Consider the following 14686-nt stretch of genomic DNA (forward strand, 5'->3'; position numbering starts at 1 on the left):
ACTCGGCACGACAGTGCTGTACTGACAGCGAGGGTTCATCCCCGCGAGCGGCCACCAGGCCGACCGGAATCCTCGACAGGATCAGTCACACCGTGCCCACCCGGCAGCACGCGTTTACCCGAGCGCAGCCGCGGCCGAGCACAGCGTCGGCGGCATGCCCCCGCATCCGTCGACGCAACACCTTCCCCCCGACCCGGGGTGGTTTCCGTCGCCGGACCACCTCGTAGAACGACCGAGATGCTCGTCCCTGATCCCGAGCCCTCCCGGTCGAGGCGATACAGGCGCGGGGTGTGACGAGTGGTTACGTCACCCCCCGCGCCACCCCCGGCCCCACACATCCGCACAGCCGCCCGAAGCGTCGCCGGGTGAGGGCCGGCAAGCGCTGCGACACCTAGCCAAAGCAGCGCACGACAAAGCCCCCGACCATGAGGCCGGGGGCTTTGTTGGTGACGCTACTGTGCCCCGTGGGGGCGCAGACTACTTGAGGGTGACGGTCGCGCCGGCAGCCTCGAGCTGAGCCTTGGCCTTCTCGGCCGTCTCCTTGTTGGCGCCCTCGAGAACGGTGCTGGGCGCGCCGTCGACGACTGCCTTGGCCTCGCCGAGTCCGAGGCTCGTGAGCGTGCGGACCTCCTTGATGACCTGGATCTTCTTGTCTCCGGCGGCCTCGAGGACGACGTCGAACGAGTCCTTCTCCTCGACCTCTTCGGCGGGAGCAGCAGCTCCGCCAGCAGCGGCGACGGCGACGGGGGCAGCGGCGGTGACCTCGAAGGTCTCCTCGAACTTCTTGACGAAGTCGCTGAGCTCGATGAGCGTGAGCTCCTTGAAGGCGTCGAGCAGTTCGTCAGTGGTGAGCTTTGCCATGGTGTTTTCTCCTTGTGTTCCTGTAATCGATTAACCGCGCGTCTGGACCCTGTCGGGTTGTCAGCTCGCGGACTCCTGCTTCTCGCGCAACGCGTCGACCGTGCGAACGGCTTTCGACAGCGGTGCGTTGAAGAGATATGCCGCGCCGAACAGCGACTGCTTGAAGGCACCGGCGAGCTTGGCCAGCAGCACCTCCCGGCTTTCGAGATCGGCGAGCTTGCCCACCTCTGCTGCAGTGAGGGGGTTACCGTCGAAGTAACCTCCCTTGATCACGAGCAGAGGGTTCGCCTTGGCGAAGTCACGCAGAGCTTTCGCGACGGCGACAGTGTCACCGTGAACGAAAGCGATTGCGGAGGGACCAGCGAGTTCGTCGTCGAACGACGTGATCCCCGCGTTGTTGGCCGCAATCTTGGTGAGCGTGTTCTTCACCACGGCGTATGTTGCGTGCTCACTGATCGACGTCCGCAGCTGCTTGAGCTGGGCGACGGTGAGTCCGCGATACTCGGTGAGCATGACAGCGTTCGAGCTCTGGAATTTCTCCGTGAGCTCGGCGACTGACGCTTCCTTGTTCGCCATGGCACTCCTTGATGATCGTTGTGCCGGTAGCCCCTGGTTCGCGAATGAAAAAAGCTCCGGCGCAAGCGCACGGAGCGAACCCAGAGAGGGACTACTTCACACACCTGCGCTGGTCTTCACTCTCGTGAACCTTCGACTGGCACCTCATCTCGCGATGGCGTGCCGGTAACCGGCGGTCTTTGGCTTCCGCAAGACTACGGCACGGCACGGCCCCCTGCAAACCCACCCCAAAGTACGCAATTTCCGCGAGGGAATGCCGGATCAGGCATCCCCTCGCGGAAACTGCGTTCACTCGGGGCTGGGGCGGGCGTGGTCGCGCCAGCTGTGCTCGGGTTCGTAGCCGAGCATCCGCCTGGCCTTGTCGATCGACAGGAGTGTCTCGTGCTCGCCCAGTTCGCGACGCACCTCGACCCCGGGAAACACCGCGTCGACGAGAGACGCGCTCGACCGGCTCATGACCGTGTCGGCGTTCGCGATGACGTAGGCCTCGAATCCGGGGATGCGTGCCTCGAGCGCTCGGGCGACCGCCTGGGCGCCGTCTCGCGCGTCGATGTACCCCCAGAGGTTCCAGCGGCGGGATGCGGGGTCGGCGTCGTAGGAGGGGAACGCCGCGTAGTCGCTCACGTGCATGACGTTCGAGAACCGCAGCGCACTGACACTGAGCTCCGGATCCCAGCGCACGAGCTTCTTCGCGAGCTCCTCCTCGAGGTGCTTGACGACGGAGTACATGCTCTCGGGGCGCGTGTCGTACTCCTCGTCGAGAGGGATGTATGGCGGTGGCGTCTCGAAGGGGATGCCGAGCACGGTCTCGCTCGAGGCGTAGACGATCGTGGAGATCCCTGAGCGGCGGGCGGCTTGGAAGACGTTGAAGGTCGCGGCGATGTTGTGATGGAAGGTCGCGGAGTCGGGCATGATCCCGCCCGCGGGCGAGGCGGCGAGGTGCACCACGGCGTCGAGACCGTCGTGTCTGTCGTCGATGCTCGAGAAGGCGTCGACAACCTGGCCGTAGTCGGTGAGGTCGATGCGCGTGAAGCCCGCGCCGCGTTCGCCCGTCGTGTCGAGGGCGATGACGGAGTGGCCGTCGTCGCGCAATCGGGCGGTCACAACACTTCCGAGCTTTCCGCTCGCTCCGGTCACAGCAATTCTCATGTCACGTCCTTGTTCGAGAGAGTCCAGTCTCACACTTCGGCGGCCGAGCCGGGTGCCGTGGCGGCGACCGGTCGCGCGAGGGGAAGGCGCACGACGAACCTCGTCGCGCCCGGTGCGCTCTCGACGCCGACCTCGCCCTCGTGGCCCGCGACGATCGCCGAGACGATCGCGAGCCCGAGACCCGTGCTGCCGGCCACCCGAGACCGCGAGACATCCCCGCGGGCGAATCGCTCGAAGAGCACGGGCGCGACCTCGGCGGGGATGCCCGGGCCGTCGTCGGTGATCGCGAGGATCGCCTCGCCGTCGCTCTCGGAGAGCTCGAGGGTCACGAGAGTGCCCGGCGGTGTGTGCACTCTCGCATTGGCGAGGATGTTGCCGACGACTTGCCGCAATCGCGAATCGTCGCCGTGCACTTCGACGGGTTCTTCGGGGACGTCGACCTGGAACCGGTGGTCGGGGGCGGCGGCGTGCGCGTCGCTCGCACTGTCGACGACGATGGGCGAGAGGTCGACGGCTCGACGGTCGAGCTCCGTACCCTCGTCGAGTCGAGCGAGCAGCAGCAGGTCTTCGACGAGGCTCGTCATACGTTTCGCCTCGGACTCGACTCGCGCCATCGAGCGCACGACGTCGTCGGGCAGGTCGTGTCCGCTGCGACGCGTGAGTTCGGCGTAGCCCCGGATGGATGCGAGCGGCGTGCGCAGTTCGTGGCTCGCATCGGCGACGAACTGACGCACCTTCCGCTCGCTCGATTCGCGAGCCGTGAGCGCCGACGCGACGTGGCCGAGCAGCCTGTTGAGGGCGGCCCCCACCTTGCCGACTTCGGTGCGCTCGTCGGTGTCGACTTCGGGAACCCGGTCGGCGAGGGTCACTTCGCCACGATCGAGGGGGAGCTCGGAGACGCGCGTCGCCGTCGAGACGACGCGGCCGAGCGGTCGCAGTGCGAGTCGCACAACGAGGGTGCCGACCCCCGCGGTCGCGACGAGGGCGACGGCCGTGACGATCGCGATGATCACGAGCAACTGGTTGGTCGTCGCGTGCACTTCGGCGAGGGGCAGTCCCACGAGGAGCCTGTCGTCGCCGCGGGTCTGCGCGACGACGCGGTAGTCGCCGAGTTCGCCGCCGACCGCGACATCCGTCGGGCGCTCGTCGACCTCGAGGCCGAGCACACGCTTCTGCTGGTCGGCGTCGAGCGCCACTGCTCCCTCGGCCGAGAGGTAGGCCGCGGTCGTCACGTCGCCGCCGCTCACGAACACGACGAGGGCACCCTGACGCAACGCGTCGTCGGGTGACGGACGGTATCCGCTCGTCGGATAGCCGGGCGTGTTGGGGCCGGCGATCGAGGTGAAGGCCGCGACGACCTGTTCGTCGAGTCTCGCGGTGAGCGCACGACCGAGGGCCGCGGTGCTCACGCTCCCGATGATCACCGCGACGAGTGCGAGCAACGCGACGATGCCCGCGACGAGCCGCACCTGCAGCGACCACGGGCGGCGCCCCCCGGCACTCACGACGCGGGCTTGATCGTGTATCCGAACCCTCGCACCGTGTGGATGAGCGGTTCTCCGACGCTGTCGATCTTCTTGCGCAGGTAGGAGATGTAGAGCTCGACGATGCTCGATTTGCCGCCGAAGTCGTAGCTCCAGACCCGGTCGAGAATCTGAGCCCGGCTGAGGACCCTGCGCGGGTTGCGCATGAGGTAGCGCAGCAGCTCGAACTCGGTCGCGGTGAGCTCGATGCGGGTTCCCGCCCGGTGCACCTCGTAGCTCTCCTCGTCGAGGCTCAGGTCGCCCACGCGCAGCACGGGATCGACGGATGCCTGCAGCACCGTCGAACTGCGCCGGATGAGCCCGCGCAACCGCGCCACGACCTCCTCGAGACTGAACGGTTTGGTCACGTAGTCGTCTCCGCCCGCCGTGAGCCCGACGACCCTGTCGTCGACGGAGTCTTTCGCGGTGAGGAAGAGCACGGGAACGTCGCGCCCGCCAGCGCGCAATCGCTTGAGCACTTCGAGCCCGTCGATTCCGGGCATCATGATGTCGAGCACGACGACGTCGGGTTCGAAGCTGCGGGCGATCGTGAGGGCGGTGTGCCCGTTGTCCGCCGTCTCCACCTCCCACCCCTCGTAGCGCAGCGCCATCTGCAGGAGGTCGCCGAGGGCCGCCTCGTCGTCGACCACGAGGGCGCGCACGGGGCTCCCGTCGGCGTGGGCGATGGTGGGCTGCGACGCGCTCGAAGGATTGGCCATGCTCCGATTCTCGCCAGTTTTCTATGGATCCGCCCTGTGGCGCCGATGAACCAGCCGTGTGCGGCTCGAACGCCGTTCGCCGACCGACGCGCGCGGGCTCGGCTCGCTCGCGCGCGCCCGGGCGGTTTGACGGCGCTATCGACGACAATGGTGTCGTGACCTTCGTGCAGCCCATGCTCTCCCTGTGGGATGAGCCTGAGCCGACCCCGCGCAGGCACCTCGACCGCATCGTCGCCGACTCCACCAACAGGTTCGCGTGGCTCAAAGCGCGCGCGATGGGCGTGACCGCCACAGATGTCGCCCGCCTGTCGAGCACGAAGGCCGCGGATGCCGTCGCCCTCGAGAAGATCGTCGGGTCGCGGTTCGGCGGCAACGCCTACACCGATCACGGTCGGGTTCGCGAGCCCGAGATCGCGCGCTGGGCTCGCGGGGTCTACGGCATGGAACCGAGCACGGCCCTCTTCCACGCCGAGGGCAACCGCACCCACCTCGCGACCCCCGACGGGATCCGGTCGAAGGGAACGGCGCTCGAGCTGTGCGAGATCAAGACCACGATGTCGGTGTGGCGCAGCATCCCGCGGTCGTATCTCCGGCAGGTCTGGTGGCAGCAGTACGTGCTCGGCGCCGAGCGCACGCTCGTGGTGTGGGAGCAGCACGCCGACTTCGTTCCCCTGCACGCCGAACCGCAGTGCCGCTGGGTCGACCGCGACGACAACGAGATCCACGTGCTCATCGGTCTCGCCGACCGTGTGCTCGAGCTCATGCGTCGGGCCTAGACCTTTTTCCTCAGAGAGACACCCTCGAAACACCGTCGACTCATGCGCGGGATTGACTGTCTGCACAGGGGCGGGGAGGCCACAGCCATGACGACGATGCGAGCCATGACGATCGACACCACGGGCGCACCCGACGTGCTCGTCGAGACCGAACTCGAGCGCCCCGTGCGCGTCAACTCCGAGGTTCTCGTGAGGGTCGTCGCTGCGGGGGTCAACCCGATCGACTCGAAGACGCGGTCGGGGCGCGGGGTGTCGAGCGCCATCACCGCGTGGCCCGCCGTGCTCGGCTACGACTTCAGCGGGGTCGTGGTCGAAGCCCCGTACGAGGCTCACCCCCTCCAACCCGGCACCGAGGTGTTCGGCATGACGTCGGTGCCGCGGTCGGGTGGGAGCTACGCCGAGTTCGTGGCCGTGTCGACCCTCAGCGTCGCGCGCAAACCGCGCACGATCTCGCACGTCGAGGCCGCGGGCATCCCGCTCGCGGCACTCACCGCGTGGGGCCTCGTCGTCGACGTGGCGAAAGCCCACGAGGGCCAGCGGATGCTCGTGCACGCCGGTGCCGGTGGCGTCGGGCACTTCGCGGTGCAGCTCGCGAGCTACTTCGGCGCGAGGGTGACCGCGACGGGCTCGGCGTCGAGCCTCGACTTTCTGCGCTCACTCGGTGCCGCCGAGGCGGTCGACTACTCCGCCGTGAGGTTCGAAGATGTCGTCGGCACGATGGACGCCGTCATCGATCTCATCGGCAACGTGCACGACGACACCGGAACCCGCTCGCTCGGCGTACTTCGACCAGACGGCCTCATCGTCAACGGTCCGACCGGCAGCTGGCCGACGTTCGCCGAGGATGCCGCGGCCGCGGGGGTGCGCGCCACGACATACAAGGTCGCTCCCGATGCCTCGACCCTCAGCGTGATCGCGCGACTCATCGATTCGGGCGACGTGCGCGTGACCGTCGACTCGGTATTCGACCTGTGCGACGCCGCGAAGGCGCACACCGCGATCGACGAGGGCCACACCCGGGGCAAGATCGTGCTGAGGGTCAGCGAGAGCTGACGCGCCCGGCTCTAAGCCGGGGGCGCGTAGCCCGGGATGAGCCTCTCGTCGCGGTACCGCTGGATGAGCCCGGCGAACGAATCGGCCGTGCGATGGTGAGTCGTGAACCCCGCGAGCCTGCTCTTGGAGATGTCGGTCACGACCTCCATCGTGCGCCCGAGATCCGCGTCGGTGTGCCACCACGAGGCGAGTTTCGTCACGTCACGCTCGACGAGGTCGTGCTCGATCGCGAGTCGCTCCCACGCGGCATCGACCCCCGCCATCTGCTCCTCGAGGGGTTGCGGCGTGGCGTTCGGCCCGACCGGCTCCACACCGAAGTGTGCGGCGAGTGTCGGCCACATGGTGCGCCACCGGAAGATGTCGCCGTTGACGACGTTGAACGCCTCGTTCGCACCGTTCTCGTGCGTCGCGGCCCACACCATCTGGTCGGCGAGGATCGTGGAGTCGGTGACATCGGTGAGGCCGTTCCACTGCGCTTCGCTCCCGGGGAAGACGAACGGCGCGTCGAGGGCGCGGCACAGTGAGGCGTAGACCGAGAGGGTCAGCCCCATGTTCATGAGGTTGCCGACGGCGTGACCGAGCACGGTGTGCGATCGGTGGATCGACCACGTGAAGCCCTGGGTCTTCGCCGCCGCGTAGATCTCGTCTTCTTGCGCGTAGTAGAAGTTGGGCACGTCGAGCCGCGGGGCGTCTTCACGGAACGGGGTGTCGGGCATGTCCCCTTCGCCGTACGACTCGAACGGGCCGAGGTAGTGCTTGAGTCCGGTGACGAGCGCGACGTGCTCGAGCGGAGCCGTTGTGAGCACACCGAGGAGGTTGCGCACCATCGCGCTGTTGACGTCGATGTTCTCCTGCTCGGTCGCGCGCCGCTGCCACGCCGTGAAGAACACGTGTGTCGGCCGCTCGCCCTCGAGGGCTCGCTCGAGGTCGGCGGGCGACTGAAGGTCGGCGGAGATCCATCGCACGCCGTGCCGGGCGACGCCGGGTCGGCGGGAGAGCGCGAGCACGCTCCATCCGTCGGCGAGGAGCTGGTCGGTGAGCGCAGAACCGCTGATGCCGCTCGCCCCCACGACGAGCGCGGTGCGCGACGGCACGGGCGAGGCCGCGGTCGGCTGGGCGGACGGTGTCGGCTGGGCAGGCTGTGCGGGCTGGGCTGCAGTGGAAGAAGTCATCCCTGCCCCGAACCTCGCTCGGTGCCCCGCTATTCCCCGGGGGCCTCGAGAACCCGCGCCCGCACGTAGTCGTCTTCGAGTCGTGCGCCGACGACGAAGTGCTTCGTGCCGACCCTCTCGAACTGGCTCTTCGCGTAGAACGCGTTGGCTCTGCCGTTCTGCTGGTTCACGCCGAGCCACACGACGGCGGCCCCCCGCGACCGCGCGTCGTCGAGTGAGGCGTCCACGAGTCTGCGCGCGAGTCCCGCGCCGTGGAGGTCGGGGCGCACATAGAGCTTACTGAGCTCGACCGCGGGCCGCGGCACGACCGCGCGCCGCACGTCGGCGTCGGTCGGCTCCCCCTCGACCGTCATCGCCCAGCCGACCGCCCGGGGCCCGTCGATCGCGAGGAGCACGGTTCGCGCGAGGTCGGCGACGTAGTCGCGCATCCGCTCCTCCGAGAGGGTGTCGCGGATGAACGCGGCGATGTCTTCGGGGGTCGACTCGGGCGGGCACGCGAGCGGAAAGGTCGCGGCGGCGAGTTCGTGCAAGACCGCGGCATCCGCCATCGTCGCCTCTCGGATCTCGATCACGGTGCTCCTCTCGGTTTCGCAAAACAGGAGAGGCCCGCCGAAGCGGGCCTCTCCCTTGCTGCTGGTGGTGCTGGTGCTGGTGCTGCTGCTGCTGCTGCTTACAGACCGTTCACATCGAGCGGGATGCCGGGGCCGAACGTGGTCGACACCGTGCCCTTCTGGATGTAGCGACCCTTCGAGCTCGAGGGCTTGGCCCGCGAGATCTCGTCGAGCGCGGCCTTGATGTTCTCTTCGAGCTGGGTCTGGTCGAAACCGGACTTGCCGACGATGAAGTGCACGTTGCTGTGCTTGTCGACGCGGAACTCGATCTTTCCGCCCTTGATCTCCGTCACGGCCTTGGCCGGGTCGGGGGTCACGGTGCCGGTCTTCGGGTTCGGCATGAGGCCGCGGGGTCCGAGGACCTTTCCGAGACGACCGACCTTGCCCATGAGCTCGGGGGTCGAGACGGCGGAGTCGAACGACGTGTAACCGCCGGCGACCTTCTCGATGAGCTCGTCTCCACCGACCTCGTCGGCGCCCGCGGCGAGAGCGGCTTCGGCAGCCGGTCCCGTGGCGAAGACGATGACACGGGCGGTCTTACCGGTTCCGTGGGGCAGGTTGACGGTGCCACGCACCATCTGGTCTGCCTTGCGGGGGTCGACACCGAGCTTGAGCGCGACCTCGACGGTCGAGTTGAACTTCTTGGAGCCAGTCTCGCGCGCGACGGCGACAGCCTCGGAGGGAGTGTAGAAACGACCCTCTTCGAGCTTCTCGGCCGCTTCGCGGTATGCCTTGGATTTCGTAGCCATTATGCGTCCACCGTGATTCCCATGGAGCGAGCGGTGCCCGCGATGATCTTGGATGCGGCCTCGATGTCGTTCGCGTTGAGGTCGCTCATCTTGGTCTCGGCGATCTGGCGCACCTGCTCTTGCGTGAGCTTCGCGACCTTGACGGTGTGGGGGGTTCCCGAACCCTTCGCGACGCCGGCGGCCTTCTTGATGAGCTCTGCGGCGGGCGGGGTCTTGAGCACGAACGTGAACGAGCGGTCCTCGTAGACGGTGATCTCCACGGGGATGACGTTGCCGCGCTGAGCCTCGGTGGCCGCGTTGTACGCCTTGCAGAACTCCATGATGTTGACGCCGTGCTGTCCGAGCGCCGGCCCGATGGGCGGTGCGGGGTTGGCGGCGCCGGCTTGGATCTGAAGCTTGATCAGACCCGTCACCTTCTTCTTCGGTGCCATGTTTCTTCCTTTTCTGTCGTGTTCTCGAGAGAACGCTCCCGTCATCCGGACGGGGACTGTTCGGCGAACAGGGCCCGGATGCGGTGATTGCAGCAGAGAACTGCCGCGAGCAACTTCCCTACTTTACGCCACATTGTGCGCGTTGGCGAGTGGCGATCGCACGAAGGGCCCCGCCGGACGATGCCGACGGGGCCCTCTCGCATGGTGGAACCTAGAGCTTGGTGACCTGGTCGAAGCTGAGCTCGACGGGGGTCTCGCGCTCGAAGAGGGAGACGAGCACGGTGAGCTTGCCGCTCTCGGGCTTGATCTCGCTGATCGAACCGGGAAGGCCCGCGAACGAACCCTCCTTGATGGTGATGGTCTCGCCGACCTCGAAGTCGACCTCTTGCGGAATCGAGCGGGCGGTCGTCTTGCTGCCCTTGGCGCCGGCCTTGACCGGGGCTTCGACGATCTGCACGAGGCTCTTGAGCATCGAGAAGGCCTCCTCGAAACGCAGCGGCGTCGGGTTGTGCGAGTTGCCGACGAACCCGGTCACGCCGGGGGTGTGGCGCACGACAGACCAGCTGTCTTCGTTGAGGTCCATGCGCACGAGCACGTATCCGGGGATGCGCACGCGGTTGACGAGCTTGCGCTGGCCGTTCTTGATCTCGACGACGTCTTCCATCGGCACCTCGACCTGGTAGACGTAGTCCTCCATCGACATCGACACCTTGCGGTTCTCGATGTTCTGCTTCACGCGCTTCTCGAAGCCGGCGTAGGAGTGGATGACGTACCACTTGCCCGGCTTGGCGCGCAGCTCCGAGCGGAACGCGTCGTAGGGGTCGACCTCGACCTCGTCGGCCGCCTCGGCGTCGAGCGCCTCGTCGATGTCTGCGGGAGCGTCAGCGTCAGCCTCGTTGTCGGCACCGAGTTCGGGGCCGTCGTAGGGAGCGACCTCGGGCTCCTCCTCGGATTCGACCTCGGCCTCGATGTCTGCTTCGTCGTCGGTCGCGGCGACCGAGGCATCCGCCTCATCGGGCGAGTCGATGTCGAGGGCGTCTTCGACGATCTCGTCGGCTTCGGGGTCGGATGCGACCTCGAGGGCGTCGAGCGCTGCGGTCAGGTCTGCCTCGACGTCGCCGTCGGACTCGACGTGAACGGCCGCGTGCTCGGCGGGCTCCACCGACGAGGTGGCCTCGTCGAGCGTGTTGCCCTCCTGAACCTCTTCCACCTCCGAGGACTGCTCGGCGGCAGTCGAGAGGTCGATATCGTCGCGTTGTGTGTCAGACACTGGATTCCATTTCCGTTTCTTAGATTGCTCCGGCGCTCACCTCGCGGCGAGGGTTCCGGTCACGTTCGGGGCGATCAGCTCACAGCCGAGCCCGGTGACGTACGGCTGCGAGAGCCGGTCGGCGAATTACTCGGGGTCACCGAAGACGTAGCCGACACCGAGGCCGAACACGAAGTCGAGACCCGACACGATCGCCATCATGATGACGACGAAGGCGAGGACCACTCCGGTGTAGCTGAAGAGCTCCTTGCGGGTCGGGGTGACGACCTTCTTGAGCTCGTTGATGACCTGTCGGATGAACAGCGCGATACGGGCGAAGGGACTGCGCCGACCGGCACGGTCTTTCTTCGCGTTTTCGACGATGTCCTCGCTGGGCTCGTCGGTCACGTTTCTCGCCACTGTTCTACCTTCCGATACCGGCCGACGTGCCCGGGGGGCCGTCGGCTCGTGCTGCTTCGCACAGGGACTGTGCGAATCGAGCTGCAGGGCGGACAGGACTCGAACCTGCAACCTGCGGTTTTGGAGACCGCTGCTCTACCAATTGAGCCACCGCCCTTCGCAGAGAAATAACCACGCGTTCTGAGCGATTCGAGCGACGGATGTCGGCCACAAAAGGGCACACAAAAGCATGGCAGATTTCTACTACCGGCCCCAGTGTAGGTCACCGTTCGCGGGGGTGCAAAGCTGAGCGACGCCGCGCTTCACGAGGGGCGGATGCCGCTTCGATACTCTTGCACGGTGACTACTGAGCTTCCGCGCATCTCCCGCCGCATTTCCTCCATCGCCGAGTCCGCGACTCTCAAGGTCGACTCCAAGGCGAAGACCCTGCAGGCCGCGGGGCGTCCTGTGATCAGTTTCGCCGCGGGCGAGCCGGACTTCGCGACCCCCGCGCACATCGTGGAGGCCGCGTCGGCCGCCGTCATCGACCCCAAGAACCACCGCTACACGCCCGCCGCCGGACTCCCCGACCTGCGCTCGGCCATCGCCGAGAAGACCGCTCGCGACAGCGGCTGGGCCGTCGACCCCGGCCAGGTCGTCGTGACCAACGGGGGCAAGCAAGCGGTCTATCAGGCGTTCGCGACGATCGTCGACCCCGGCGACGAGGTCATCGTGCCCGCGCCGTATTGGACCACCTACCCCGAGGCGATCCGGCTCGCGGGCGGCGTGCCCGTCGAGGTCTTCGCGGGGGCCGACCAGGGTTACCTCGTCACGGTCGACCAGCTCGAGGCCGCGCGCACCGAGAACACGAAGGTGCTCTTGTTCGTCTCGCCCTCCAACCCGACGGGCGCGGTCTACTCCCCCGAGCAGACCCGCGCGATCGGCGAGTGGGCGCTCGAGCACGGCGTCTGGGTCGTCGCCGACGAGATCTACCAGAACCTCGTCTACCCCTCGATCGATGCCGAGCCGGGCTCGGAGGCCCCGCGCGCGATCTCGATCGTCGAAGCCGTTCCCGCCCTCGCCGACACGACCATCCTCGTCAACGGCGTCGCGAAGACCTACGCGATGACCGGATGGCGGCTCGGCTGGATGGTCGCTCCCGTCGACGCCGCGAAGGCGGCCGCGAACCTGCAGTCGCACCTCTCGTCCAACGTCTCCAACATCTCGCAGCGCGCCGCGATCGCCGCCCTCACCGGGCCGCACGACGCGGTCGACGAGATGCGTCGGGCCTTCGACCGCCGGCGCCGCACGATCGTACGCGAACTCAACGCGATCGAGGGCGTCGTGTGCCCGATGCCCGAGGGGGCCTTCTACGTGTACCCGGATGTCTCGGGGCTGCTCGGTCGCGAGTGGGGCGGTGTCACGCCCACGACGTCGCTCGAGCTCGCCGACCTCATCCTCGAGCGCGCGGAGGTCGCCGTCGTTCCCGGTGAGGCGTTCGGCCCGAGCGGATACCTGCGCCTCTCCTACGCACTCGGCGACGACGCCCTCCTCGAGGGTGTGCAGCGGCTGCAGCGCCTCTTCGCCTGATCGCGTCGGCGGCGTCCAGCCAGATTGCACGAGCCACTCACGCGCGGTTGGTGTCAGCATGGAGCCATGACCCCGAGTGACCCCGTCGTGCGCGTGCGAGACCTCCGCAAGACCTACGGCACGTCCACGGCGCTCGACGGCGTGAGTTTCGACATCGAGTCGGGCGAGGCCTTCGCTCTCCTCGGCCCCAACGGTGCCGGAAAATCGACGACGATCGAGATCCTCGAGGGATACCGCTCCCGTTCGGGCGGCGAGGTCGAGGTTCTCGGCGTCGACCCCCAGAACGGCGGGGTGGCCTGGAAGGCCGAACTCGGAATCGTGCTGCAGAGCACGGGCGAGAGCGGTGCGGTCACAGTGCGCGAGCAGCTCAGCCACTTCGCCTCGTTCTACCCCCACCCGCGAGACGTCGACGAGGTGCTGCACAGCGTCGGTCTCGAGGAGCACGCGGGTCGACTCATCCGCACCCTCTCGGGCGGTCAACGCCGCCGGGTGGATGTCGCGCTCGGCATCGTCGGTCGCCCCCGGTTGCTCTTCCTCGACGAACCGACGACGGGGTTCGACCCCGAGGCGAGGCGGAGTTTCTGGGAGCTCATCCACTCCCTCAAGCGCGAGGGCACGACGATCCTGCTCACCACCCACTATCTCGACGAGGCGGAGCAGTTGAGCGACCGCGTCGGGATCATCGCGCGCGGCACCCTCATCGACATCGGAACGGTCGACGAGGTGGGTGGGGCGGATGCCCGCATCCCGATCGTCCGATGGCGTGACGGCTCTCGCGTGCACGAGATCCGCACCGCCGAGCCTGCTCTCGAGGTCGCGCGTCTCGTCGCCGAGGCGGGCGGGGTCGAGCCGCGCGGGATCGAGATCATCCGTCCGAGTCTCGAAGACGTCTATCTGCGGCTCGTGGGTGCCGAGTGAGCACCGCGACGGCACCGGGCGCCCGACTCGCTCGGGGCCGCACCGTGCGTCTCGGGCTCAGCCGCGTGTCATACGAGGTGCGCGCGTATTTCCGCCAGGGCGACTCGGTGTTCTTCACCTTTCTCTTTCCGCTCGTGTTCCTCACGATCTTCTCGGTCGCGTTCAGCGAGACCTCGTTCGGCCCCGACGGGTCGGGCGGTGAGATCGGCGCGGCGGAGTTCTATCTGCCCGCGATGCTCGCGGCGGGAGTGCTCTTGAGCGGCCTGCAGAATCTCGCTGTCGACATCGCGGTGGAGAAGAGCGACGGCACCCTCAAGCGCCTCGCGGGTTCGCCGCTCCCCGTCGTGAGCTATTTCATGGGCAAGATCGGGCAGGTGCTCGTGACGGGCCTCGCTCAAGCCGTCCTCCTGCTCGTCGTCGCCGCGACGGTGTTCGGCGTCGAGCTTCCGACCGAGCCGGAGAGGTGGGTCACGTTCGCGTGGGTGTTCCTTCTCGGGGTCAGCACGTGCGCCATTCTCGGCATCGCGCTGAGCAGTTTTCCGCGATCGGGCAAGAGTGCGACGGCCGTCATCATCCCGATCACCCTCGTTCTGCAGTTCATCTCCGGGGTCTACCTGGCGTTCGATCAGTTGCCCGAGTGGTTGCAGAACACGGCGAGCGTGTTTCCACTCAAGTGGCTCGCGCAGGGCATGCGCGCGGTGTTCCTGCCCGACACGCTCGAGGTGCTCGAGCAGGGGGAGAGCTGGAACCTGCCCGGTGTGGCGATCGCGACGGCGCTGTGGCTCGTCATCGGTCTCATCCTCGCGAGGGTGACGTTCCGCTGGATCCGCCGAGACTCCTGAGCAGCGCGGTTCCACGCCCGGGAGCCAATTTGTTGCGGTCGGCACCATATGATGGTGCCGACACTCGA

Annotated in this window: 16 protein-coding genes and 1 tRNA gene; 5 read left to right on the forward strand and 12 right to left on the reverse strand. The window is 67.4% G+C overall.

From position 1 onward, the window contains the following. Positions 1-477 precede the first annotated feature (477 nt). The 5 genes from rplL to ACLHIH_RS08690 form a co-directional block, all read right to left on the reverse strand. Positions 478-861 (reverse strand): 50S ribosomal protein L7/L12, encoded by a 384-nt coding sequence (gene rplL / locus ACLHIH_RS08670; protein WP_411316395.1) that lies wholly within the window; start codon positions 859-861, stop codon positions 478-480. A gap of 60 nt (positions 862-921) precedes the next feature. Continuing rightward, the gene (gene rplJ, locus ACLHIH_RS08675) at positions 922-1437 is read right to left on the reverse strand and encodes a 50S ribosomal protein L10 (protein ID WP_411316396.1); all 516 of its coding nucleotides are present in this window, start codon (positions 1435-1437) and stop codon (positions 922-924) included. Between the two features lie 288 nt (positions 1438-1725). Then, positions 1726-2586, reverse strand: coding sequence for an NAD-dependent epimerase/dehydratase family protein (locus tag ACLHIH_RS08680; protein WP_411316397.1), 861 nt, complete (start codon positions 2584-2586; stop codon positions 1726-1728). Positions 2587-2615: 29 nt separating this feature from the next. Further along, entirely contained in the window at positions 2616-4091 is a 1476-nt protein-coding gene (locus ACLHIH_RS08685; protein ID WP_411316398.1) for a sensor histidine kinase, read from the reverse strand. Then, positions 4088-4828: a response regulator transcription factor gene (locus tag ACLHIH_RS08690; protein ID WP_411316399.1), complete on the reverse strand. Its 741-nt coding sequence runs from the start codon at positions 4826-4828 to the stop codon at positions 4088-4090. The genes ACLHIH_RS08685 and ACLHIH_RS08690 overlap by 4 nt, the downstream gene beginning before the upstream one ends. A gap of 155 nt (positions 4829-4983) precedes the next feature. Here ACLHIH_RS08690 and ACLHIH_RS08695 point away from each other — a divergent pair, with 155 nt between their 5' ends. Further along, complete coding sequence (locus tag ACLHIH_RS08695) at positions 4984-5604, forward strand: YqaJ viral recombinase family protein (RefSeq protein WP_411316400.1); 621 nt, start codon at positions 4984-4986, stop codon at positions 5602-5604. Positions 5605-5700: 96 nt separating this feature from the next. Beyond that, positions 5701-6657, forward strand: coding sequence for an NADP-dependent oxidoreductase (locus tag ACLHIH_RS08700; RefSeq protein WP_411317267.1), 957 nt, complete (start codon positions 5701-5703; stop codon positions 6655-6657). A gap of 11 nt (positions 6658-6668) precedes the next feature. Here the strand turns inward: ACLHIH_RS08700 and ACLHIH_RS08705 are convergent, their stop codons facing one another. The 7 genes from ACLHIH_RS08705 to ACLHIH_RS08735 form a co-directional block, all read right to left on the reverse strand. Then, positions 6669-7829 carry an SDR family oxidoreductase gene (locus tag ACLHIH_RS08705; RefSeq protein WP_411316401.1) on the reverse strand — a complete coding sequence of 387 codons (1161 nt, stop codon included), beginning with the start codon at positions 7827-7829 and terminating at the stop codon, positions 6669-6671. Positions 7830-7858: 29 nt separating this feature from the next. Continuing rightward, the gene (locus ACLHIH_RS08710) at positions 7859-8401 is read right to left on the reverse strand and encodes a GNAT family N-acetyltransferase (protein WP_411316402.1); all 543 of its coding nucleotides are present in this window, start codon (positions 8399-8401) and stop codon (positions 7859-7861) included. A 98-nt stretch (positions 8402-8499) separates the two neighbouring features. Next, positions 8500-9189 carry a 50S ribosomal protein L1 gene (gene rplA, locus ACLHIH_RS08715; protein ID WP_411316403.1) on the reverse strand — a complete coding sequence of 230 codons (690 nt, stop codon included), beginning with the start codon at positions 9187-9189 and terminating at the stop codon, positions 8500-8502. Beyond that, positions 9189-9620, reverse strand: a complete 432-nt coding sequence (gene rplK, locus ACLHIH_RS08720; RefSeq protein ID WP_411316404.1) for a 50S ribosomal protein L11 — start codon at positions 9618-9620, stop codon at positions 9189-9191. The genes rplA and rplK overlap by 1 nt, the downstream gene beginning before the upstream one ends. A gap of 211 nt (positions 9621-9831) precedes the next feature. Beyond that, a complete protein-coding gene (gene nusG / locus ACLHIH_RS08725) occupies positions 9832-10890 on the reverse strand; it encodes a transcription termination/antitermination protein NusG (protein WP_411316405.1) in 1059 nt (352 codons plus the stop codon). Between the two features lie 126 nt (positions 10891-11016). Then, a complete protein-coding gene (gene secE / locus ACLHIH_RS08730) occupies positions 11017-11289 on the reverse strand; it encodes a preprotein translocase subunit SecE (protein WP_411316406.1) in 273 nt (90 codons plus the stop codon). A gap of 84 nt (positions 11290-11373) precedes the next feature. Further along, positions 11374-11446 (reverse strand) — tRNA-Trp (locus ACLHIH_RS08735). A gap of 182 nt (positions 11447-11628) precedes the next feature. Here ACLHIH_RS08735 and ACLHIH_RS08740 point away from each other — a divergent pair. From ACLHIH_RS08740 to ACLHIH_RS08750, 3 genes are all read left to right on the forward strand, one after another. Then, positions 11629-12858: a pyridoxal phosphate-dependent aminotransferase gene (locus ACLHIH_RS08740; RefSeq protein WP_411316408.1), complete on the forward strand. Its 1230-nt coding sequence runs from the start codon at positions 11629-11631 to the stop codon at positions 12856-12858. 66 nt (positions 12859-12924) lie between these two features. Then, positions 12925-13776, forward strand: a complete 852-nt coding sequence (locus ACLHIH_RS08745; RefSeq protein WP_411316409.1) for an ABC transporter ATP-binding protein — start codon at positions 12925-12927, stop codon at positions 13774-13776. Beyond that, on the forward strand, positions 13773-14618 hold the full coding sequence (locus ACLHIH_RS08750; RefSeq protein WP_411316410.1) for an ABC transporter permease: 846 nt from the start codon (positions 13773-13775) through the stop codon (positions 14616-14618). Before ACLHIH_RS08745 ends, ACLHIH_RS08750 begins: the two co-directional genes overlap by 4 nt. Positions 14619-14686: the final 68 nt, after the last annotated feature.

The organism is Marisediminicola sp. LYQ134, assembly GCF_046599635.1.
Taxonomy (GTDB): Bacteria; Actinomycetota; Actinomycetes; order Actinomycetales; family Microbacteriaceae; genus Marisediminicola.

Bases quoted from the DNA above. Each gene is read 5' to 3' on its own strand.
- rplA (WP_411316403.1), bottom strand. From the start codon at position 9,189: ATGGCTACGAAATCCAAGGCATACCGCGAAGCGGCCGAGAAGCTCGAA.
- rplJ (WP_411316396.1), bottom strand. From the start codon at position 1,437: ATGGCGAACAAGGAAGCGTCAGTCGCCGAGCTCACGGAGAAATTCCAG.
- rplL (WP_411316395.1), bottom strand. From the start codon at position 861: ATGGCAAAGCTCACCACTGACGAACTGCTCGACGCCTTCAAGGAGCTC.
- ACLHIH_RS08690 (WP_411316399.1), bottom strand. From the start codon at position 4,828: ATGGCCAATCCTTCGAGCGCGTCGCAGCCCACCATCGCCCACGCCGAC.
- ACLHIH_RS08745 (WP_411316409.1), top strand. From the start codon at position 12,925: ATGACCCCGAGTGACCCCGTCGTGCGCGTGCGAGACCTCCGCAAGACC.
- ACLHIH_RS08700 (WP_411317267.1), top strand. From the start codon at position 5,701: ATGCGAGCCATGACGATCGACACCACGGGCGCACCCGACGTGCTCGTC.
- rplK (WP_411316404.1), bottom strand. From the start codon at position 9,620: ATGGCACCGAAGAAGAAGGTGACGGGTCTGATCAAGCTTCAGATCCAA.
- ACLHIH_RS08680 (WP_411316397.1), bottom strand. From the start codon at position 2,586: ATGAGAATTGCTGTGACCGGAGCGAGCGGAAAGCTCGGAAGTGTTGTG.
- ACLHIH_RS08705 (WP_411316401.1), bottom strand. From the start codon at position 7,829: ATGACTTCTTCCACTGCAGCCCAGCCCGCACAGCCTGCCCAGCCGACA.